The sequence below is a fragment of the Bacillus sp. UMB0728 genome, assembly GCF_002858875.1.
Lineage (GTDB): Bacteria > Bacillota > Bacilli > Bacillales > Cytobacillaceae > Bacillus_AB > Bacillus_AB infantis.
The window spans coordinates 302,403-325,066 of sequence record NZ_PKLA01000005.1 but is presented as its reverse complement, the minus strand read 5'-3'; the positions used below and the strand labels follow the sequence as shown (position 1 = coordinate 325,066).

19 protein-coding genes are annotated in these 22,664 nt (G+C 48.2%); 4 read left to right on the top strand and 15 right to left on the bottom strand.

The features are described from left to right. Positions 1–76 precede the first annotated feature (76 nt). Positions 77–2,119 carry a molybdopterin-containing oxidoreductase family protein gene (locus CYJ37_RS20945; RefSeq protein WP_101551611.1) on the top strand — a complete coding sequence of 681 codons (2,043 nt, stop codon included), beginning with the start codon at positions 77–79 and terminating at the stop codon, positions 2,117–2,119. Positions 2,120–2,166: 47 nt separating this feature from the next. On the opposite strand, the gene CYJ37_RS20940 is transcribed toward CYJ37_RS20945, so the two are convergent. The 6 genes from CYJ37_RS20940 to CYJ37_RS20915 form a co-directional block, all read right to left on the bottom strand. Then, the gene (locus tag CYJ37_RS20940; RefSeq protein ID WP_101551609.1) at positions 2,167–2,781 is read right to left on the bottom strand and encodes an acetate uptake transporter; all 615 of its coding nucleotides are present in this window, start codon (positions 2,779–2,781) and stop codon (positions 2,167–2,169) included. 211 nt (positions 2,782–2,992) lie between these two features. After that, entirely contained in the window at positions 2,993–3,877 is an 885-nt protein-coding gene (locus CYJ37_RS20935) for a helix-turn-helix domain-containing protein (protein WP_170939552.1), read from the bottom strand. An 84-nt stretch (positions 3,878–3,961) separates the two neighbouring features. Further along, positions 3,962–4,387, bottom strand: a complete 426-nt coding sequence (locus CYJ37_RS20930) for a hypothetical protein (RefSeq protein ID WP_257964274.1) — start codon at positions 4,385–4,387, stop codon at positions 3,962–3,964. A 107-nt stretch (positions 4,388–4,494) separates the two neighbouring features. After that, positions 4,495–5,943 carry a phytoene desaturase family protein gene (locus CYJ37_RS20925; RefSeq protein WP_180827400.1) on the bottom strand — a complete coding sequence of 483 codons (1,449 nt, stop codon included), beginning with the start codon at positions 5,941–5,943 and terminating at the stop codon, positions 4,495–4,497. Between the two features lie 159 nt (positions 5,944–6,102). Continuing rightward, positions 6,103–6,495 (bottom strand): hypothetical protein, encoded by a 393-nt coding sequence (locus tag CYJ37_RS20920; protein ID WP_170939554.1) that lies wholly within the window; start codon positions 6,493–6,495, stop codon positions 6,103–6,105. Positions 6,496–6,847: 352 nt separating this feature from the next. Next, positions 6,848–8,113: a hypothetical protein gene (locus CYJ37_RS20915; protein WP_101551605.1), complete on the bottom strand. Its 1,266-nt coding sequence runs from the start codon at positions 8,111–8,113 to the stop codon at positions 6,848–6,850. Between the two features lie 344 nt (positions 8,114–8,457). Between CYJ37_RS20915 and CYJ37_RS20910 the strand changes: the two genes are divergently transcribed. Beyond that, complete coding sequence (locus tag CYJ37_RS20910; RefSeq protein ID WP_374703164.1) at positions 8,458–9,390, top strand: glutathione S-transferase family protein; 933 nt, start codon at positions 8,458–8,460, stop codon at positions 9,388–9,390. Next, entirely contained in the window at positions 9,387–9,899 is a 513-nt protein-coding gene (locus CYJ37_RS20905) for a GNAT family N-acetyltransferase (protein WP_101551603.1), read from the top strand. The genes CYJ37_RS20910 and CYJ37_RS20905 overlap by 4 nt, the downstream gene beginning before the upstream one ends. Positions 9,900–10,046: 147 nt before the next feature. On the opposite strand, the gene CYJ37_RS20900 is transcribed toward CYJ37_RS20905, so the two are convergent. The 9 genes from CYJ37_RS20900 to CYJ37_RS20860 form a co-directional block, all read right to left on the bottom strand. Beyond that, positions 10,047–11,222, bottom strand: a complete 1,176-nt coding sequence (locus CYJ37_RS20900) for an amidohydrolase (protein ID WP_101551601.1) — start codon at positions 11,220–11,222, stop codon at positions 10,047–10,049. 1 nt (position 11,223) lies between these two features. Further along, positions 11,224–12,465: a Zn-dependent hydrolase gene (locus CYJ37_RS20895; RefSeq protein ID WP_101551599.1), complete on the bottom strand. Its 1,242-nt coding sequence runs from the start codon at positions 12,463–12,465 to the stop codon at positions 11,224–11,226. A gap of 19 nt (positions 12,466–12,484) precedes the next feature. Then, entirely contained in the window at positions 12,485–13,696 is a 1,212-nt protein-coding gene (locus CYJ37_RS20890) for a hypothetical protein (protein ID WP_094769112.1), read from the bottom strand. Positions 13,697–14,254: 558 nt separating this feature from the next. After that, positions 14,255–15,040: an SDR family oxidoreductase gene (locus CYJ37_RS20885; protein WP_094769113.1), complete on the bottom strand. Its 786-nt coding sequence runs from the start codon at positions 15,038–15,040 to the stop codon at positions 14,255–14,257. Between the two features lie 210 nt (positions 15,041–15,250). Continuing rightward, entirely contained in the window at positions 15,251–16,012 is a 762-nt protein-coding gene (locus CYJ37_RS20880; RefSeq protein WP_022543473.1) for a TerC family protein, read from the bottom strand. Between the two features lie 32 nt (positions 16,013–16,044). Continuing rightward, positions 16,045–16,482, bottom strand: a complete 438-nt coding sequence (locus CYJ37_RS20875) for a MarR family winged helix-turn-helix transcriptional regulator (RefSeq protein ID WP_101551597.1) — start codon at positions 16,480–16,482, stop codon at positions 16,045–16,047. 151 nt (positions 16,483–16,633) lie between these two features. Then, positions 16,634–19,000 carry a polyprenyl synthetase family protein gene (locus CYJ37_RS20870; RefSeq protein ID WP_101551595.1) on the bottom strand — a complete coding sequence of 789 codons (2,367 nt, stop codon included), beginning with the start codon at positions 18,998–19,000 and terminating at the stop codon, positions 16,634–16,636. A gap of 269 nt (positions 19,001–19,269) precedes the next feature. Continuing rightward, entirely contained in the window at positions 19,270–20,130 is an 861-nt protein-coding gene (locus tag CYJ37_RS20865) for an EamA family transporter (protein WP_101551593.1), read from the bottom strand. Positions 20,131–20,221: 91 nt separating this feature from the next. Further along, on the bottom strand, positions 20,222–21,658 hold the full coding sequence (locus CYJ37_RS20860; protein WP_101551591.1) for a glycoside hydrolase family 1 protein: 1,437 nt from the start codon (positions 21,656–21,658) through the stop codon (positions 20,222–20,224). A 237-nt stretch (positions 21,659–21,895) separates the two neighbouring features. Here CYJ37_RS20860 and CYJ37_RS20855 point away from each other — a divergent pair, with 237 nt between their 5' ends. Continuing rightward, positions 21,896–22,621, top strand: coding sequence for a MurR/RpiR family transcriptional regulator (locus CYJ37_RS20855; protein WP_009791838.1), 726 nt, complete (start codon positions 21,896–21,898; stop codon positions 22,619–22,621). The last annotated feature ends 43 nt before the right edge of the window (positions 22,622–22,664 follow it).

The window sequence follows — 22,664 nt, the reverse complement described above, 5'->3', positions numbered from 1 at the left end:
GCAGGCTTTTTCTTATATTGCAGGAATTGTCCAACTCTTTTAAGATACTAATATACGAATAAGGAGAGGCGGTCAAATGATGTCAGCTGCAGATACAGAGAATGGAATATTCAAAAGCGTATGCCCGCTGGACTGCCCTGATCAGTGCGGGCTGCTGCTGCAGAAAGAGAATGGAAGAATTGTTAAAATTGCCGGGGATCCGGAGCATCCGGTCACAAAGGGCCATATTTGCCAGAAGGTGCGGCATAAGGCTGAACGGATTTACGATGAAAAGCGCCTGACACATCCTTTGCGAAGGATTGGCAAAAAAGGCGAAGGCAGATTTGAGAGAATAAGCTGGGATGAAGCCATTCGGGAAATCACCTCGCATTGGAAAGAACTTCTGCAAACTGCCGGACCCGAGAGCATCCTTCCTTACAGCTTCTATGGAAATATGGGAAGGCTGAATTCCGAGGGCATGGACCGGCGCTTCTTCAACCGGCTTGGCGCTTCAAAGCTGGATTATACAATATGCCAGGCGGCAGGCACCGTCGGCTACCGCTACACGATGGGCGGAAGCTTCGGCATTGATCCTGAGGATACGATCCATTCTAAGCTGATGATTTTTTGGGGCATCAATGCGGCAAGCACGAATATGCACCAGATCGCCCTGGCGCAAAAGGCGCGAAAGAACGGGGCAAAGCTGATCGTCATTGATGTCCACAAAAATCAGACAGGACGGGCTGCCGACTGGTTCATCCCCATCCTTCCAGGGACAGATGCAGCCCTTGCCCTTGGCATCATGCATATCCTGTTTGAGGAAAACATGGCGGATGAAGAATTCCTCAGGAACTGTACGGTTGGACATGAAGAGCTGAAAGCGCATTGTGCTGCCTATGATCCTGCTGCTGTTTCCGCTATCACCGGCGTCCCTGTGGATGATATTTATAAACTGGCAAGGATGTACGGGACCATTTCCCCTTCCTTCATCCGGATCGGCAATGGGATCCAGCACCATGACAATGGCGGCATGTGCATACGCACCATCTCCTGCCTCCCCGCGATCACAGGCCAATGGCTGAAAAAAGGCGGCGGAGCCATTAAAGGCAATGGCGGGTATCTGGCACTCAATAATTTCAAGCTGCAGCGCCCGGATCTTCGGAAGGAGAGCAGGGCCCGGACCATCAATATGAACCTTATCGGCCAGGCGCTTCAAGAATCAGAGCACCCGATTCTGTCATTGTTCATCTACGGGACCAATCCTGCGGTTGTCGCTCCGGAAGCCAATCTGGTCAGGGGCGGTCTCAAGAGAGAAGATCTTTTCACGGTGGTCCATGATTTATTTTTAACCGAAACGGCCAAATATGCCGATATCGTGCTCCCAGCGACTTCCTCTTTTGAAAATACGGATTTGTACACCTCATACTGGCATCATTTTCTGCAGCTGCAGGAGCCGGTCATCAAACCTTATGGTGAATCAAAATCTAATGTGGAGGTTTTCCGGCTTTTGGCGGCAGGCATGGATTTTGAAGATGAGGCTTTTTCTGACACCGAGGCGGAAATGATCAGCCAGGCGCTCGATCATCCCGGAAATCCTGCACTGGATGGGGTCACTTACGAAACGCTGAAGGAGAATAGCTTTGTGAAGGGTAAGGTACAGCCTCTTTTCCCTGGTAAACTGCCAACGCCGAGCGGGAAAATTGAGCTGTATTCCGAGCAGATGGCAAAGGACGGCTATCCGCCGCTGCCTGTCTATACGCCGCTTGAAAAAGACAGCGAGCACCCGTTTTTCTTCGTCCCGGCGCCGAACCATAATTTCCTGAACTCCACTTTTTCCAATAATCAAAAGCATCAGGACCTGGAAAAAGAGCCGCAGCTGTTCATGAACAGTCAGGATGCACAGGAATTGGGGATTCTGGATGGGGACATGGTGAGAGTTTGGAATGACCGGGGCGAATGCATCCTGAAGGCGAATGCCGGGGATCGTGTGCTGCCGGGAGTCCTAGTGTCCCAAGGCCTCTGGGCAGATTCCCCCGGCAAAAAGCATCTTGTCAACGCACTCGTCCCTGACCGCATCGCCGACATGGGCGGAGGCGCCACCTTCTTTTCCGGACGTGTGAATGTGGAGAGATTCATATAAAAAAGGTGCCAGGCACGGGATTGCTCCCGATGCCTGGCACCCTCTTTTTATTTAAAAATCCCGAATGGCTTGCCGATTGGCAGCACGACTTTTCCAAAATGCGTATTCAGCACAATGGCCGCTGATCCATAAAAGGACAGAAGCGCAATGCACATTTCCGCAACAGCTGCCAGCATATGTGTCGCTTCATGCATAATGCCAAAGGTGCTCAGAGATAGACCGATAAACAGAAAATCGATGAACACGAAAATAAAAAACAGCACCTTATGGGTTTCCATAGCCCCTACCGTCATAAAGAGGCTGAAAATCAAATAGCCGACGAACGCGAACCCCAGCTGCTTCGGGTCTCCATCCAAGGCAAGGGCTTCTCCAAAGAAGCCAAGCTGGATCAGCCAGGTCATGCCGACACCGAACCAGAACAATCCAAAAGCCCCGAAGGCCGTTGTCCCGAAAATATTATTATGCTTCGAATCCTGAACCGAAGCGAAAAGCTGCGCCAATCCGCCCAGGAAAAACGCCCAGGGAAGGATATAAGATAATCCGTCTGTCAGGCCCAATTTCTGTGATGACGCCACAAACGTGACCATGGCAAGGCCGAATAAGCCCAACGCGGATGGATCTGCTGCTGTGATTTTAACTTGTGTGTGATTCTGAGTCTCCATACTTTCCTCCTAATAAAAAACATACTTGTGTACTTTATAGGATAAAAGTAAGAGTGTCAACAGCCTATTAATGGGAAGGGCTTTATTACGCAGGTCAGCCCCATAGGCCGCTGATAAAATTCCACAGAAAGCTGCCTGTCTGAAGCTTCAGCAATGTGATCCCAATTACAAGGCCGGCCCCAAGGATTATGCCTGCTTTTTTCCTCATTCTCTACTCCTCTTCAAAAGAGAGATTGACCGGTTCTTCGTGAAGATCTCTTGTAAAATCAATATTGGTTGTAGGGACGGAGGTGCTGACTTCCTCAAACTTCAATTCATCCACCCACACTTTTCCCCTGCCGGATAGTATGACGCCAAAGGCAATCACCGCACTATTTTCCGGCACATCGAGGACAATATCATAATAATTCCAGCCTGTACTTCCCTTGATCGGGCGATTGCCCATATTATCGAACTGCAGTACTTCATCGGAAGCATTATCTACTCTCATCCAAAAGCTGCAGAAGCCGTCCACATTATTTGATTTCAGGAAACCGGAAAACTTAAGCCGCTTCCCTCGATAGTTTTTTGCGTTGATTTCCTGCATCATGGTCGCAAATTCTCCTGGCGCTTCCACAGTCTGTGACTGCAGATACCCTGATGATTTTCCTTTGTGAAAAGTCTCATGATCAATTCCCATCTGGTAGTTGAACGGATGGCTTCCACTGAGCACCCATCCTTTTGGCTTCTGTTCTTTGTCCATGTTTTTTTCCTCCTTTTGCTCCGCCAGTTTCCCGATCAGCTTTCTGTATTTTCCCGGCGGCAAATGATAATATTTTTTGAATGATCTTGTGAAGGCTTCCTGTGATTCGAATTGAAAGTATAAAGCAATATCAAGGATTTTCTCATCTGTATAAAGCAGCATATGGGCACTGTTGGCAATCCTTCTGTAGCGGATGTACTCGGAAACCGTCACCCCGACTTCCTTCTGGAAAATCCGGTGGTAATGAAACTTAGAAAACCCGGCTGTCTGAGCGATATTGTCCAGCGACAGGTCCTCATGAAGGCTTGATTCAATATGCTCTATGCTTTTCTGGATGATGGAACTGTAGGCCACTGCTGGCACCTCCTTCCATATTTAAGATAACAAAAGCAGATGGCGGTTTTTTTGACCTATATTGCTAAGTTGAGCAAGCTGCCATTATTTTTTCTCTTGGAAGAGCAATTGCCTTAATTTCTCTGTATGTGCAGGAGAGGTGAGATAAACAGCATCATCCCCGATATACATGAAGGTGCTTCTCTCGTTTTCCCCGCCGAGCCACAGGTGGATCCCATGTGCCGGAAACTCCCCCTCCGGCTGATATTCCACCATCACGTCATATTCAGGATCTGAGATATCGGCCTTCCCAGGCCGCAGGACCGCAGATGTGATTGCATCCTCGAATCTGGTTAGACTTTCTTTGTCCTGAAAAGAATAGAGGATTTCTTCGTTCATCCCGCCGAATCCATCAGATTTTGAAACGTTCACTTCTGATATTGGCTCATCAAGCAGAACCATCTTCTCCGGTGCCTGGCACCCGGCTGAAAGAATGGCGAATAATATTAGCATAATGATAGATTGTTTCATGGTTGTCCTCCTCTGTTTTTCTCATTTTATACCAAAAAATGCGTGCCAGGCACCGCTCGTGGACATTTTTGGGGAAAGTGTCCATTTGCGGTGCCTGGCACGCAGGGTTAATGTTCTTTTATAATGGCCCTCGCGGCATTGCGGCCGCTTAGCGCTGCTGATAGTGTACCCGGTCCTGGGAAGACCTGCTCTCCTGCTAAATAGAATCCGGGCAAGGAAGTCCGGAAGCTTTTTGGCTTGAGGATGCTGTTCCGGATGGTCAGGGGAAATCCGCCGACCTCCGATTTACCTACAAACTTTTGATACGTTAAAGGGGTTCCAGCTTCAGCCTTTTGCAAGCGGGTTTTAATTGGTGTGATTTTATCCACTTCATGGAGCAGTCTGCCTGCCAGTTGTTCTTTCCGCTGCCTGTATTCTTCTTTTCCAAATGAAGCCCATATCGTGCTGTCGGTATGAACAGAAATCGTCAATATCATTTCATCCTCGATTGTAAGCCCGCTTGCGTCCCTCGATTCCTGCAGAGTTGCATAGATGGGGCCATGAAATGCTTGCTGCTCCCCTTGCGGCATGATCTGATAGGCGAAAGGCAGGTTTCTTTGGTCCTTTCCTGACACGATGCTGTCAACCCGAAAAGCTCCCCACGAAAACTCATCACCTTCACTATGGCTTGTCCCTTTTCCAAAGGAAATGCCGCTGTTATTGATAATAAGATCAAATGCTCCGCTGCATTTCCTGCTTTCTACCTTCCACTTTTTTTCACTTTTGCAGTACTCAACCTTCTTAACTGGAGAAACAAGCTCCACCCTTCCGCCAAGTTCCACTATCCTCTCTGCTAAAGAAGAACTGATCTGCCCCAGCCCTTTTTCAATGGCAAAGCTTCCATTCCTATAAATGGTCAGGGCCAGGCTTGAAGGCAGCAAAGCAGCCTCAGAAGCATCGGTCTGCGCGGCATCCAGCAGCTGGGCATCCAAGAACTGCCTGAACGGAAGATAATGTTCGAGCTTATGCTTCTTTAATAGATCTTCTACTGTTGAAAGGGCATAACGTGCGAGCCTCAGCATAGAAACGGGGCGCCGGAGGGCGAGGCCTGCAAATCTCCCAAGGTCATAAAGTTTTTTTATCGGAAGAGATATCCCTGAAGCGGAAACAGCCTGTACCATTTCCCCGATTTTGTGAAGCTCTCTCCAGAACCGCAAAACATCCTCTGGGTGCTCAAAGAATACGCGCTGGAGCTCTTCCTCCCAGTATTCTGTGCGTTGGTATATGGAAATTTTCCGATCAGGCAATATAACATCCATAGGATGGGACAGACATTCTGCCGGGAGGTGTACCCCTGATTCATTTAGGAGCTCTCTCAGCAGTCCTCCTTCTTCCAGTCCGAATGCGACAGTTGCACCGGTCGGGAACATCCGTCCTTTTCGTATATAAAAGCCAGCCGATCCGCCAACGGTTGATGCCTTTTCCAGGACAGTCACCTGAAAGCCGGCATTGGCCAAAAGGGCACCGGCTGTCAGGCCCCCGATCCCGGCTCCGATTATACATACTGACTTTGCCATTTCACCGCCTCCATTTCCTGCTGCACCTGCTAACATGTTTACACCATTATAAGCAATATTGGCGGCGTTATTGAAATTCTAATATGGTGTCTTATACGGTGTCAGGCACCGCTCGTGGACAAATTCAGAAGAAGTATCCATTTGCGGTGCCTGTCACGGTTAGGAATCTATCTCTTTTACATATATGGCTGCATTGGTTTTGATGGTGCGGCAGCCCTCCAGATCTGCTTCTTTTAGCAGGCCCAGGTCCAGGGCTGATTTAATTTTACCTTCATCCGGCTTTTTTTGGATCAGTTCATGGAGATTTAACTCTTCCAGCCTTTTTACGGTTGGTTCCTGCTCAAATTTCTCGGCTTTCCTGATCTGCCGCTGGAGTTTGAATGTGCTCACTGTGATTTCGCCCTTTTCATTTTGTCCGACAGATTGATCAAAATGGAGATTGAACATCTTTTTCAGCGACTCAAGCTCCTCTTCCGCAGCTTTCTTTGTCTTGCTCAATTCCACATAGCGCGCAAGGATTTCCTTTGTAACAATGCCATTCGCATTTACCAATTTCTCGCCCCATTTCTAAGATGATAGTTCATCTTATTAAGGCGAGGGTGACATTATGCATGTCCCTTGAAAACGTATGTTCCTGGTGAAATTAGTGCCTGGCACTGCCCGTGGACAGAATGGGGGGAGGTGTCTTTTGGCAGTGCCAGGCACGGCAGCAGCTGGCACTGGAGTATTCTGGTATTCCAATATATGTATTTTGTGTAGAATCACACTGATTTTATGTAGAATAACAAGAATTTTAGGTAGAATAACAGAATTTTTATGTAGAATCTCTTGCCCCTGCAAAGTATTTAATGAAAAAACGCCCACTGATATCTATCAGAAGGGCATTTCCTGCATAAAATCCACTTTAAATATCATCGAGCAGAACAATCTCGCCTGTCTCAGCATCAATTGCATGCAGGCAGTCCAATTTTCCGCATAAAACATACTTTTCTCTCTCAACATCATAGACATAGACCGGTTTTAAGAAGAAGGATGATTTTAACATTTCAAAGGCTTCCTCCTTAATGACCGCTATCTCCCCTGGTGCCTGGTAACCGTCGAACATGTCGAGCATCATCTGGTTGTCAAAATAATTTCTCGGCTCAAAACTATGGGCATCAATCACAACCGTCAGCTTTCGCTTAAAAACACTAGAATCCTGCCCGGATTTCCTTAATACCGCATCAATGCACCCGCGGCTCCTGCGAAGTGTTTTCAATGTCCACTGGCCGGACTCGCCAGGATATTCCCGGCTGAGCACCTGCCTGACAGCATCCGCGCATTTATCAGTCTCTTCCTCCCTGATCGGGCAGGACTCTATATGAGGTTCTCCGCCGAATGCCTGGTCTGCTCCAATGTCTTCGGATTCTATGATAGGCTTTCGTTCAAAAGGAACGTCTGAAGGCTTGTCCCAAACGATTACCTGATCAACCATAAGCTTTGGCTCCATCCCTATTGGGTCAAATTCAATCGTTTTCATCCTGTCATTCTTGACGAAAATTTCCTCAATCGCAAATAAAGAAAACCATTTTTCTTTTTCCCGGTTCGGGAATTGAGCGAATATCAGTTGCTCTCTAAGAAGATCTTCATCTATGTCTTCAAGCGAGAGAGCATATTTCTCCTCCTGTACCTGATCTGCTTCTGGGAAACTTCCATTTGAAGAAAAAGTAATCAGCCTTCCTTCCTCATCCGTTTCCAGCTCTATATAACCACCAGGATAGAGGGCGGTGCCATTGACAGCCGCTGAAAAATGCAGCCTTCTTCCCTCTTCCTTCGTCAGCATGAATTGCTGCCCATAGCTCAGGCCAGTTTCTTTCTCAATCCAATCAATCATACTGCCCCGGTCCCCGGGAACGAAAATAACTCCATCAGCCAATGTCTTCCCGCCCACAAATATAGCGCTCTTTGTCTTATTGCTTGGAATGGCCACTTCTATGACAGCCGTGCCCTCCGGATTGCTCTCATCATCCTCTGCTGCTGTACCGTTAGGGAACCATTCCATACAGAGAGTATAAACAGTCTTATTCTGAAAAGGTGAGTCTTGATAGAATCCGGTTCTACCGAGATCATATTCTGCCAGCCCGAACTTCTCAAAAGCTGAATCTGCAAGTTTCTTTATTCTTTGATCCATAGCTGCCTCCTTGTTTCATCCTAATCTCTTTACGAAAGAAACGGTAATTTGGTTTCAAAGAATGTGGCAGCAGTGCCTGGCACCGTCCGTGGACAAATGAGGGCAGAATGTCCATTAGCAGTGCCTGACACCAATATAAAGCCGCACTGAAAATTGACTGAATATTGCCCTTATACTAAACTAGTAGCAGATTGAGATATTTCATCACTTAACTATTTTCCTATAAGAAAGGATGCTGTACATTGCCACAATCATCTCAAGGTTCAAATTGTGAATTGCCTTCAAGCAATAAGCCGAAGGAGATTTCCTCTGATGGATCTTTCAAGCGGCAGACGAACCGGTTTATGACTCCTTTTGGCGAGGGGCCGGATAAGCTGCCTGTCGAAGCGGGAAGATATCGCCTTTTATGGTCTGCCGCCTGTCCTTGGGCGCACCGTTCAGTTATTGTCCGGAAGGTGCTCGGCCTGGAGGAAAGCATCAGCCTTGGCACAGCCAGCCCGATGCGGCCCCGCCTTCAGCATGTTGACTGGGAATTCTCCCTTGATGAAGGAAGACGTGATCCTGTTCTTGGCATTCAGTATATGAGCGAAGTATACAAAAACGCAGACCCTGATTATGACGGCAGGCCGACGGTGCCGGTCATGGTTGATATAAAAGAAAAAAAGGCCGTCCACAACGACTATTTTAAGCTCACAAACTATTTTGAGACAGAATGGGCTGCATTGCATAAAGAAGATGCACCTGACCTCTATCCGGAAGACCTGAGAGCTGACATCGACGAACTGAATGAAAGCATCTTTCATGATGTAAACAATGGCGTCTACAAATGCGGGTTTGCGCATTCGCAGGGGGCCTATGAAGAGGCATACGATAAGCTGTTCGCACGACTTGATGAGCTGGAGCAAAGGCTTTCCGGCCAGCGATTCCTGTTCGGCGACTATATCACCGATTCAGATGTGAGGCTCTACACAACCCTTGCCCGATTTGACGCTGCCTATTATACCGCGTTCAACACAAACCGGAATTTGATCCGTGAATATACGCATCTATGGGGCTACGCCCGCGATCTTTACCAGACACCGGGATTTGGCGATACCACTGACTTTGATGCAATTAAGCAGCACTATCATTTGTCCATCACCATCTCAACCGACAAGACAGAGCCGGCTATCCTGCCAAAGGGTCCGGAATTGTCAGTATGGAACACAGAGCATGGACGTGAAAAGCTCAGCGGTAAGACAGAAAAGTTTTTGAAAAAAGGAGCAGATGGCAGATGAGCGGCGTAATCATCCGCAATGCGGAAAAGGAGATGACCGGGACCATCCGCGAGCAGCGGGTTTCCGCCTATTCGGCCCATACCGGCAGCATTCCAGGACCGCATTGGGAAGCATTAAAAAAAGCGATATCCTCTGATGCTGACCAGCAGCCGGGCGTGGAGCTGATCATTGCCGAGGAGGATGGCAGGCTCGCCGGCAGCGTCGCCCTTTTTCCGGCCAGGACTGATGCCTATGAAGGTTATGTGGAGGAACTGGATTACCCGGAAATCCGGATGCTTGCCGTTGCTCCTGAATTTCAGGGCAAGGGCATTGCGAAAGCTCTCATCTCTGAATGCATCCGCCGCGCAAAGGAACAGGGCTTCCATAAAATCGGCCTGCACACAGGCGATTTTATGAAAAACGCGATGAAACTTTACGAAGGCTTTGGATTTAAAAGGCTGCCGCAGTATGATTTTGAGCCGGCTGGTGATGGGATTATTGTGAGGGCTTATGTTTTAGAGATAGAGTAAAAAACGGGGGAAGGTGCACTTCCCCCGTTTTCCTTTTCATAGCTCAGACGCATACTGATTAAGCTGAGTTGGCAACAAAAAAAGTGCCAGGCACCGCCCATGGACACTTTTACCCAATCTGTCCATCTGCGGTGCCTGGCACCCACACTAATCATTCAGATACACCCATGCATACTGCGCATAAAGCTCTGCGCCTGTTGTGAGTGCGTCTTCGTCTATGTTGAAACGTCCGTGGTGGTGAGCCCATTCGGTATCTTTATCAGGATTGCCGCTGCCGACGAGTGCGAAGCTGCCTGGTGCGTGTGCGAGGTAGATGCTGAAGTCCTCGCCGCCCATTGTCGGCTTTTCATGATAGATCGCTTCTTTCCCGAAAGCTTCTTCCGCGATCTTCTGCACCAATCCTGCACTTTGTTCCTCATTGATGACAGCATCCGTGCCGCGGATATATTCCACCTTGGCTTCTGCCCCGTAGACAGAGGCGGTCTGCTCTGCAAATTGCTTCAGCAGCTTTTCGACATGATCCCTCGTTTCCGCATCAAAGCAGCGGACCGTTCCTTCAATCTCGGCATTTTCCGCAATGACGTTGAAGCGGGTGCCGGCTGACATCTTGCCGACTGTCAAGACGGCCGGGCTTTGCGGATCGATGGCCCGTGATACGACTGCCTGGACATTCATGACAAAGGAAGATGCGACAACAGCGGCATCAATGCATTCGTGCGGCATGGCACCGTGTCCGCCCCGTCCTTTGAACTTGATTCTGAATATATCGCCGGAAGCAAATGACGGGCCAGGAGTGCAAGAGATTTTATGCGTCGGCATCTGGGACCAGATATGGATGCCGAACACATTGTCGACCCCTTCCATCGCTCCCTGCTTCACCATCTCCTTCGCCCCTTCGGCAATTTCCTCAGCCGGCTGGAAAATCAGGCGGACGGTGCCTGGCAGCTCGCCTTTGATCTCCACAAGGGCCTTCGCAGCGGCAAGCAGCATGCTTGTATGGGCATCATGTCCGCAGGCATGCATTTTTCCGGGAGAGCTTGACACATAAGGCAAATTGTTATTCAGCTCATCAACAGGAAGGGCATCCATATCTGCCCTCAAGGCCACCCGTTTTCCGGGTTTGCCGCCGGTGATTTCAGCCAACACCCCGGTTGGGTTCATCCTCCTGAAGGGAATGCCGAGTTTTTCAAGAGAGGTAACCACAAACTCTGTTGTTTTCTCTTCCTCCCACGGAAGCTCCGGTTCGCTGTGAAGCTTCCTCCGGATGCTGACCAGCTCTTCTCTGCCAGCCTGAATAGAGGCTTTGATTGCAGGGTGGAGCATCTTACTCAGCCTCCGTCAGCTTCTTTGCTGCTTCATAGAAAATTTCGACGGCTTTCGCAATATCCTTGGAATCTGACCATTCTTCAGGACAATGGCTCAGGCCGTTCCTGCTTGGAATGAACAGCATGCCTACGTCCGTGAAATCGGAAAGGACCATTGCGTCATGCCCGGCTCCGCTGTTGATCGGGCAGTATGGAATATTCAATTCAGCGCTTTTTTCTTTAAATAGCGTCAGGATTTCCTCGTTCATTGCTTTAGGCTTCATATACAGCGGCTGTTCGACGGAGGTCTGAATTGCGCCGCCATCGTAGGAGCCGATTCGTTCTTTCACTTTTTCAACCATATTCAGTACATGCTCTTCCTTGCCTGAGCGGATATCCACTGAGAACACCACTTTATCCGGGATGACGTTGGCTCCATTAGGAAAAACATTCAGGCGGCCGACGGTCAGAACGCTCCCTTCCCCTTCTGCTTCAGCCAGTCCCGAAAGCCCGGCAATGATGGCAGCCGCCGCAGCGAGTGCATCTGAGCGGCGGTCCATCGGAGTCGTCCCGGCATGGCCTGCCTGCCCCTTCACAGTTACTTCCAGCTGGGTCAGACCGACAATCGCTTCTACCACACCGATCGGGATACCTTTTTCCTCGAGTATTGGCCCTTGTTCGATATGCAGCTCCAGGAACGCTTTAATCGTTTTCGGGTCCCTCTGCTTTGGAAGAGAAGGATCCAGCCCGATTTTCTCCATTGCGTCCTTCGCCAGCACGCCATCCCGGTCTGCCAGCTTGAAAAATTCTGTCTCGGACATCAGCCCGGTGATACCTCTCGACCCCATGAGACCGCCTCCAAAGCGGGAGCCTTCCTCTTCCACCATTGCGATGACTTCCAGCGGGTATTTCGGCTTCACATTATTCTCTGCAAACAGCGCAGCCACTTCAAGACCTGCCACAACGCCTGCCGGTCCGTCATAGGAGCCGCCATTCGGAACAGAATCAAAATGTGAGCCAATCAGCACGCTTGGTGCATCCTCCAGGGTTCCTTCGAGCTTTCCAAAAATATTTCCAAGGCCGTCCTCAGTGACTTCCAATCCGATTTCTTTCATTTTTCCCTTAATATAATTGCGGGCCTGAAGGTCTTCCGGACTGTAGGTGAGCCGTGTTGTACCCTTTCCAGGCGTAGCCGTAAAATGACTCAGCGCTTCTATATGCTTCTCTATTCTGGCAGCAAGCTGCTCTTTTACTAGACTCATGTTCTAATCCTTCCTTTCTTTATAAGAGGCTGACAAAGAACCCTGCGAGGACAACGGAAACGATGGTGACGGTGATGAAGCCGCCGACGAGCATTGGCGGAAGCATATGGCTAGTCAGCATCTCCCTTTCTTCCTCATCTTCGGTCAGTGATTTAATCACTTCGTTCGTGATTATATAATCTGCCGGGAATCCGTATAAAGCTGTCAATGATACGGCGAAAGCCATATTTTTGCTGACGCCGAGAATTTTTCCGGCAATAAAGGAGAAGATGTACATCCCGATGACGCCAAGCACAATAGTGCCGACCAGCGGCCCGATGATCTGCAGCATCATGGACGGTGTTGCCTGCTTCAGACCATCAAAGATAAAGAGCATCAAGGCCATAATTGCGAAACCGAAGGCATTGGCCTTTTGGAGGACCTGCTTTTCCAGGAAGCCTAAGCTTGTGGCGATTACGCCAAACAGCAGGCAGATGACAAACGGGCTCACACTGACAACAGGCGCCAGCCAGGCGGAAACCTGGTAGGCCAGGAAAGCAACGACCGAAAGGCGCAGCAGCTTGAAGAAATCGGTATTGTATTTTTCCGGCATACTCCTGAACAGCTTGAGCTCCGGCGCGGCTGGAGCCTCAGCCGCCGCTGCCATTTCCGCTTTGGCAGGCTGCGGTTCCTTCAGTGTGGCACCGCCATTCTTGCGATAGGCTTCCAGCAGGTTCTTTCCTTCTTTTTTCAAAACAAAGGATGTAATCGGATAGCCTGCAAACCCCTGCATCACATAGATGACAATGGCGAACACGGACAGTGAAGCAAGCCCCGCTTCCTTTGCACCCTCTGACATGATCAAGGCAGAGACTACACCTCCGACCAACGGCGGAATTGCCACAACAATCGTCTGATAGCCGAAGATAAATGTTCCGACTGCGAAGAGTATGGCGATGATGCCAAGGATGCCGGAAATAGCAATAACAATCGTTTTCCATTGATCCTTCAGTTCCTTGACCGATAAGAGCGTACCCATATTTGTAATCAGCAGATACATCATTAGTGTCGCAACAACCGGCGGCACACCTGCCAGCGCGACGATATCCTGCGGAAAAAATGTCCAATATCCTGCAAGGAATAATACCGCACACACAAAGATGGAAGGCACCCATGCCTTCGTACGGACTGCCACAAAATCTCCGATGAATAAAATTAAAACAAGAATAACAACTGCCAACATTTGGGACATAGGGAACTCCCTCCTTTTCTGAATTTATTATTTCGGTGAGCGAAAAATTATTAATATTAGTATAATAATACAGCAAAATTAGTCAGTCAATTTAAATTATTTTAAATATTTAAGTAACCGTTTACATTTTTATGTATGGCCGTTTTAAAGTGATGAAGTAAGAAATTTCTGCTTGAAGGCTTGGTGCTAGTTAGTGAGTTTTTAATGTAAAAAAATGCCGGTCCGATTGGCTTCGGACCGGCATTTTATCAGTCATTTGCCATTCGATTCTACATAAGTTTCCTAGTATTCTACATAAAATATAAGTTTTTCTACCAAGTTTTTCAGTTATTCTACATAAAATCGGCCTAATTCTACAAAAAATACATTCCCTGTAATGACCGTGCCTGACACTCCATATGGACACTACAACCTATTCTGTCCACGGCCGGTGCCTGGCACGACATCTTCACAATACCATTGCATTCGACCATTTCCGGGGAAATATGCCTGCAGACTTCAAATAGTGACAAAAAAAGTGCCAGTACCTGCCGCAGCAGGTGCCTGGCACCCCTTATCCTATATCTCCATCTCCCAGCGCTCCTGCTGGGTTTTCTTCAATTGTTCTTCGGTTTCCTGCGGATGGACCGTACGGAATTTGTGATGGTCCGCCGGAATGATTTCAATCATTTTTTCAATCATGTCCTCCGGATCGAATTGATGCTTCAGCCCTTCCTGCTGCTTGAGCATATCTTCTTTCCTGGTAAAATTCTTATCTTCATCGTACCATTTCCATATTTCCTCGGCGCTGCGGTCATTAAACCCCGTGTTATAGGCGCCTGGATTGATCGTGGCAACTTTTACGCCAAATCCCTCGAGCTCGCTCTTCAATGTCTGTGCAATTCCTTCAATAGCATGCTTAGTAGCGGTGTAAGGTCCGACATAAGGAGTTGCGGAAATGCCTGCCATCGAGCTCAAGAAAATGATTTTGCCGCTGCCTTTTTTGACGAATTTCCGGGCAGCGATTTGAACAGTCTCCAAAGTGGAAAACACATTCACTTCAAATAAAGCCCTGAAGCGGTCCATTGGCACTTCACCGAGCGGTCCGCCTTCATTGATGGCCGCATTGGCCACAAAAATATCAAAATCGTATTCCTCTATCTGAGCCCGGTCACGCTCATTGGTGATATCCAGCTTGAATACCTCCATATCAAGTCCAAGATCGCGTGCTTCCCTGAGAAGATCTGTCTTTTGCGGTGTAATTTCTGTTGTCGCGATGATTTTATGCCCCTTTTTGGCAAGGCCGATGGCAGCCCCTCTTCCAAGTCCGCTGCCTGCACCGGTAATGAAAATGGTTTTGCTCATAATCTGATTCCTCCTATTATTTGCTCTACCATTCTCTCTTCCCATCAGGGGCTGTCCTAAACACAGGAATAGGCGGAGGTCTATTCTTTCACCTGCTGCCAGATTAGCCAATGGCTGTGAATAGCCAAATTGTGAAACCTTCATTCCATTTTTCCCAATACAAAAAACGCCCGGCTAAAAGCTGGATTCCAGCTTTGCCGGGCGTTTTAATCAGTGTGAGAATTTCTCTGTCCTGTTTTTGCGGATAGCGTGGATGATAAAGGTAACAATGAACGCAAGGATCATCACGCCGATGAAAATTTCATTCGGTATATGGATTTCGACCAGTGTCAGTCCCATTTTAACCGCAATGAAAGTAATCAGTGCATAAGCGGTCGTTTCCAGCTCAGGCACTTTGTTCATCAGGCTGATGAAGAAGGTTGCAACACCCCTCATCAGCAGGATGCCGATCATGCCGCCGAGCAGGATGACCCAGACTTCCTCTGATACAGCCAGGGCGGTCAGGATGCTGTCGACTGAGAACGCCAGGTCCATGAGCTCGACACTGATGACGGTTGCCCAGAAGAGCCCGAATGTCGTAACAAGCCAGCCTTTTGGCTTGCGGGCCTCATCCTCTTCGCCTTCCTCTTTGTTTTTCAGCTTGTCCATAAAGAACTTAACGGACAGCCATAGCAGATACAAGGCACCGATCAATTTGATGAACCATAACTTGATCAGGAACGTACCGAGACCGATGAAGATGAATCGGAACAGATAAGCTCCCCACAGTCCAAAAATGAGGGCTTTCTTCTGCTGATCTTTAGGCAGCGGCTTGACGAAAGCCGACAGGACCAGTGCATTATCGGCTGATAGTATACATTCAAGGACCGCCAGCGATAAAATCATCCCCCATGCTTTTGATGAGGTCAGCATCTCCGCCCACATATGCCAATCAAACATTGAAGCGTACGTTGATAATATTTCCTGCCACATTCTTCATATCTCCTTTGATGTCTTGAGCTTATTTATTTCATTCTTTCCAGCAGTTCATTCAGCTTTTTAAGGCCTTCAATAATGTCAGTAAGCGACTCATCGGATTCGTCTTTTATGGAAAAAGAAATCCTCTCTATCAGTGCTGCATTCATTTCCTCAACTGTTTGAGCACCCTTCTCGGTAAGAGCTACCTTGACGACGCGCTCATCATTCGGATCCCGGAACCGCCTCAGGAATTCCAGCTTTTCGAGTTTTTTGCACATGGTTGAAATATTGGTGCCAGCCATGTTCAGACGGGATGCAAGGCTGCCGATTGTATGGGAACCATGCTGCTGAACTTCGACCAGTATCCGGATCTGAAGGCTTGTAAGTCCATATTGCTCACAAATGGAAGTGATAATCACATTTGTATTTTCGCTGATTTCCCGTGTATAGTTCCACAGCATATTTTTAAAATCCATAACAACCATGATAGTCCTCCGTTAAGTATATTTTATATTATATATAATCTATATATATTATAGATCATAATGATAAAATTGGCAAGTATTGAAAGAAAATGATAGTGTGCTCGCTAAAAATAGAAGAAGGCCGCTTTACAGCAGCCGTACGCAATCTATTTTATTTTTCACGATGGACCATATAATCCAGCAGATATCCCAAAAAGGCAAACTCCCCCCGCAGCTCCTGAAGCAATTCAGCTGCCGAACAATAATGCTCCCACATCGACCTTTTGGCGCCATCCTTCCCAAGTGCCGATACATATGTTTCCTTCTTGTTTCTGCTGTCCGTTCCTACCGGCTTGCCGAGCAGCATCGGATCTCCCTCCACGTCGAGCAGGTCATCCCGTATCTGAAATGCGATCCCGGCATGCCGGGCAAATTTTTTCAGGACATCAATTTCATCCTGCTCTGCTCCTGCAAGGATGGCCGGCATGATGATGGACGCCTCAAAGGCAATGCCTGTTTTATAAAAACAAAGAGCATCCAGCTCCCCTGCCGTCAATGCTTTTCCTTTCGCCTCAAGGTCCATCGCCTGCCCGCGGCACATTTTAGCGGTTGAACGGGCGGTATAGCGGATCAGTTCCAGGACCGCATCCGGCGTGGAAGAGGTGAGCGATGCCTGATCCTCCATAGCTTTCTGCGTCAAATAAAGACCGGAAAGCTCAGCTGCTGCCGTGCCATATACCTCATGGACAGCAGCCTTCCCCCTTCTGCTCGGAGCATTATCCTGGGCCGGAAGATCATCGAAAATCAGAGAAGCTGTGTGCATGTATTCCAAGGACCGGAGAAGCGGCATCAAAGCAGTTTCCTCCATACCGTATGCCTCAACGCCCACAAACCAGGCAATGACAGGCCGCAGCCTTTTTCCCCCGGCTGCCAGGCTGTAATTGGCCGCCTCCCGGACAGGCTCCCCCATCAGCAGATCTTTATCCTCAATCGGAAGCACGTTATTAATCCTTTTCTGCACCTCCTCCACTTTATACCGGAAATCCTCCTGCCCCAGCCGCTCCTTTTGCAGGCTGTCAAGCATATGGTCTCTAAGCAGCTTATCGAAAAAGTCGACATCAGCGGCCTTTGCGGCCATCTGCTGAATCAGCCGGCTGAACTCCGGGCTTCCGGGTGCAAACAGCTCCATGACTTCCCTGTATTTTTCTTTTCCGAACCTCTCCTTGCTTCGCTTTAAACCATTGATGGCCCGGTCCAAAATTACTTCCCTCGCTTTTGGATTGGAACCGTAGACATCATGGATCAGGTGGATAATAACGGTCCAATACACCTCAAACGGATTCAGCAGGTCATGCCGCGCCCTGTAATGGGTGAGGTAGTATGTATAAGGGGTGACCGCCCCATCCTCCAGGTCAGCAAACAGATCAGCAAAATCATCGGCAAGCTGGTTGTAGATTCCATAATAAAAGGTCCGGCTGTCAAAGCCGTCATCCTTTCCACTGTTCAGTACGGAACGGACAATCAGGCGCGACGAGGACGACTTCAGGATAACGGGAATATACAATTCTTCATTTGTGTATGATGAATCATTCAGATCCTTCTGCCGGTCCACCTCCTGGGACTGGAAAAAGACATAAGCCTGTTCAAGGAAGCTGGCCAGCGTCTCCGGCGTCTGCTGGGCTTTTATATAATGGAAGGCTTCCCGCAGCTCATTATGTACATAGGTGATAAAAGGCAGAATAGCACGCTGCCACCTGCCAAGCGGCGGGACGCTACCCGTTGTCAGGGTAGTGCGGATCAGCTCAGAAAACTGTTTTTTCTCATCTTCAGACAGTACCCGGCTGTCCAGCAGATCATCTATGAAAGGATAAGTCAGTCCATAAGAATAGCCAAGCCTGATAGCCCGTTCCAATCTTCTTTTCCGCTCCCCTGCCTCTATCCCTTCTTTCATAGCTTCAGTTTCATGCATCAGTACGCCTGCAATGATCTTAATCAGCTTCCGCTGGGCATGGGCAGCATCCATGCCTTCAGGGATATTCCGTGCAGTCTGCTGCAATTTTTCCATCAGCCAGATGACAGCTGATTGGATGCCCTCTTTCTCAGCCCATCTGTACAGCCCGGCCATGCCGAAATACTCTGCTTCCTGCTGCTTCGGTGCCGTGAGACGCTCCTTCAGGCTCTCCACTGCCCTTCCGATGCTTTCCTTCGTATCCCGGTCATCAAGGGATTTCCCCAAATCCCTCATATATAAATAAGAAATGCTCCGGTCCAGATAATCATCCAGCTTGCCCCTGTATTCCAGCCACTTGATATAAGAATGATAAGCTTTGGAATCAGGCTTTCTGTTTTTCCGTGAAAAAAACGGCAAAAAAGACGATGTCTGCCGATGATTCTTTTTCCATGAATGAAAGTCTCTTTCCAGAACAGGGATAAAGCTTTTTTCTGATGCCTGCGCAAATAGAGCCTGAAAATAGGCAGCGGCCTTCTTCTCCGCCTCCCGGTAGCAGGCTTCAGGGTTTATTAAGGTTTCTTTTATCATCTGGACACTACCTTTGCATTTTGGTCTGTTTTATATGTATGCATGTTTGCGGACAATCATTAATGAGGCCATCCTCCTATATCATTCTTTTAACATAGCATGTTTGGGGGCTTTTGCGGGGATAGAAAGGAAAAAAATCCCCTGACAGATAACGCAGAGGATTGCTGGTTGTATCTATTGGTTTTGCTGCATGAAAGAGTTAGCAGGGTTATGGATGCCCGTCAGCAAGGATGTTGCATGATCCGTCCCAAAAGAAAGACGGGATTCGATCAGAAAACAAGAAAAACCGTCCCCAAAGTGATGATTGCCCCGCCCACAATCGTATGCTTTCTCGCTTTTTCTTTTAAAATAACGAAGCTCAAAATCATAGTGATCACCACACTGAATTTGTCAATCGGAGCCACAACGGAGACCTTGCCAATCGCGAGCGCCCCGAAGTAGCAGAGCCAGGACAGCCCTGTTGCCGCTCCCGAAAGGATGAGAAACAGATAGCCTTTGGAGGAGATAGTTTTCATTTCCCGGTATGTCTTCTGGTAAAAAACAATGGCCCATGCAAACAGGAGAATGACGATGGTCCTCAGAAAGGTAGCGACATTGGAATCTACCCCCTCCATTCCGATTTTGGCCAGGATTGAGGTCAGGGCAGCAAAAACAGCGCCCAATATCGCGTACACAATATAGCTTTGTGATCCGGTGAATCTCTTTTTGTCTTCATTTTTGCCGATCAGCACGAAGGTGCCAATGGTGATGAGGGCACCTCCGGCCAGGATTTGGGGCGCTGCGGGCTCGCCAAGCAGCAAAATGGAGAGGATGATCGTCAGGACGATGCTGGACTTATCAATCGGCACGACCTTGGAAACCTCGCCGATTCCCAGCGCTTTGAAGAAAAACAGCCAGGACAGCCCTGTGGCGAAGCCTGATAAAATAATGAAAAGCATGGCTTTCGGCTGTATCGCAGCGATTGTGCCGAACTTGCCTGTGATCAGGACCATGAGGAAAGCGAGGATCAGGACAACGATCGTCCTGACGGCAGTTGCCAGGTTGGTGTTTACATTTTCCATCCCGATTTTCGCCAGGATATTGGTCATTGAGGCGAAAAGAGCGGCCAATAATGCGAGGATAATACTCATTGTGACATCTCCCTTGAATAGGATGCCTGCCCAAATAAAAAGGCTGCCGGTTACAGCAGCCTTAGACTGGGTACATCCGGGTTCTTGTACCCTATAGTGTACGCCCGTTTGTCCCGATTACATCCTTATACCAATAAAAAGATTTCTTTCTGCTTCTCTCCATGGTGCCGGTTCCGTCATCCTGCTTGTCCACATAGATGAAGCCATAGCGCTTTGAGAATTCACCCGTCGACATGCTGACCATGTCGATGCAGCCCCAGCTTGTATAGCCCATCAAATCAACTCCGTCTTCAATGGCCTCCCCCATCGCTTCAATATGGCCGCGCAGGTAATCGATCCGGTATTCATCATTGATTGTGCCGTCTTCCTCAGGTTCATCATAGGCACCCAGACCGTTTTCAACTACGAAAAGCGGCTTCTGGTAGCGGTCATGCAGCATGTTCAAACTGATTCGCAGCCCTTCTGGATCAATCTCCCAGCCCCAGTCGCTCCTCTTCAGGAACGGATTGCGGACGCCTCCGATCAGATTGCCCTGTGAAGCTTCATCATCTGACTTCTCCTTCTTCTCGGTGCGGGACATATAATAGCTGAAGCCGATATAATCGACAGTCCCTTCGCTGATAATATCCAGGTCTCCTTCTTCCATTTCAAGCTGGATACCATGATCTTTAAAGTATCTGTCCATATAGGAAGGATATGCTCCCCTGACCTGCACATCTGCACAAAAATAGTTGAAGAGCTGTTCTTCCCTTAAGCTGTGCATAACGTTGGCCGGATTGCTGTCATAAGAATACACAGGGGCAAACAGGATCATGCATCCGATCCTGGATTCAGGGCTGATTTCCCGGCACAGCTTCACTGCAAGAGCGCTGGCGACAAATTGATGGTGATACGCCTGGAATGTGGCTTGATAACGGTCTTTTTCTTCTTGGATGGAAAAGCCCAGCCCCTGAATCGGCATGACAAGGCCGCTGTTGATTTCATTAAAGGTCATCCAATACCTTACTTTATCCTTATAACGGGTTAAAACTGTCCTTGTATATTTTTCAAAAAAAGAAACGGCCTTCCGGCTTCTCCAGCCGCCATATTCCTTCACCAGATGAAGCGGCATTTCATAGTGGGAGAGTGTTACGACCGGCTCAATGCCATGCTTATGAAGCTCATCAAAGACACGGTCATAGAATGCCAATCCCTCTTCATTTGCTTCAGCTTCATCCCCGTTCGGAAAAATCCGCGTCCACGCAATCGACATCCGGAAAGCCTTGAAGCCCATTTCCGCGAACAAAGCGATATCCTCCTGATAGCGATGGTAAAAATCAATCGCTTCATGGTTGGGATAATAGTAATCGTCAGGATGGATCTCAAAGTCAAAGCCCGGCCTTGTTAAAATTTCATAGCGCCCTTTTCCGCCGGGAAGGACGTCTGCTATATTCAGTCCCTTGCCTCCTTGATTATAGGCGCCTTCTATTTGGTTGGCTGCCGTCGCGCCTCCCCATAAAAAACCTTCTGGAAAACGGTATTCTTTCATGATGTTGCCTCCTCTGGCTGATCCTATTTTACTTTTAGCTTATTCTTCTCTTAATAAGCCTTGTACTAAGTATCTTAACGCTGAATCTCAAGAAGAGTAAATGAAGACTGCCCATTCAGTTCGTTTTTACCGAAAATGAGAATTGTTTCATAACTGAAACACTATGTTTCAGAGAGCATGCTTGTGATAAAATAGAAAAACGATTGATGATATCCTTTAGATAGGAGCGGAACAGCCTTGTTTACAAATGAAATGATTGCCAGCTTTAATCCGCTGGAGATTTCTCTATATAATTATATTTCCCAAAATCGCGAGAAAGTGGTCTATATGCGGATCCGGGAGCTGGCAGATGAAACACATGTGTCGACAAGTACGATTCTCCGCTTTTGCCGCAAACTGAATTGCGAAGGTTTTTCGGAGTTTAAGGTAAAGCTGAAAATGGAGCTGAAAGAACAGCAGGGAGCAAACATCAAAAGCTCACGGGAGTCGGCAGCCGAATTTCTGGAAAGGGCGCTTAAAGGAGATCTTGAGGAGAGCATTGCAAAAGCTTCCAGGCTTGTGGCAGAGGCAGACAGTGTCATTTTTATCGGGATCGGAAGCTCAGGCATCCTGGCGGAATATGGGGCAAGATATTTTTCAAGCTTAGGCGCTTTCTCGCTGTATATAAAAGATCCTCATTTTCCGATCCATTCAAAGTGGCAGAAAAACAGCGTTGTCATTGCCCTCTCCGTTTCAGGGGAAACGCCTTTTACAGTTGCCCACCTGAATAGGCTGAAGCAGGAAGGAAGCAGAGTCATCAGCATTACGAATAACCGCGCTTCCACGATTGCAAAGATATCTGACTTAAATATCTCTTATTATGTAAGCGAAGAGTTTATGGGAGAGTCGAATATCACCACTCAGGTTCCGGTTGTGTATATTCTTGAATCGATGGGCAGGGAGATACATCGGCTTGGCCATTAATGTAAAAAGACCGGAAATAAAATTTAAGACCCTGCCTCACCAT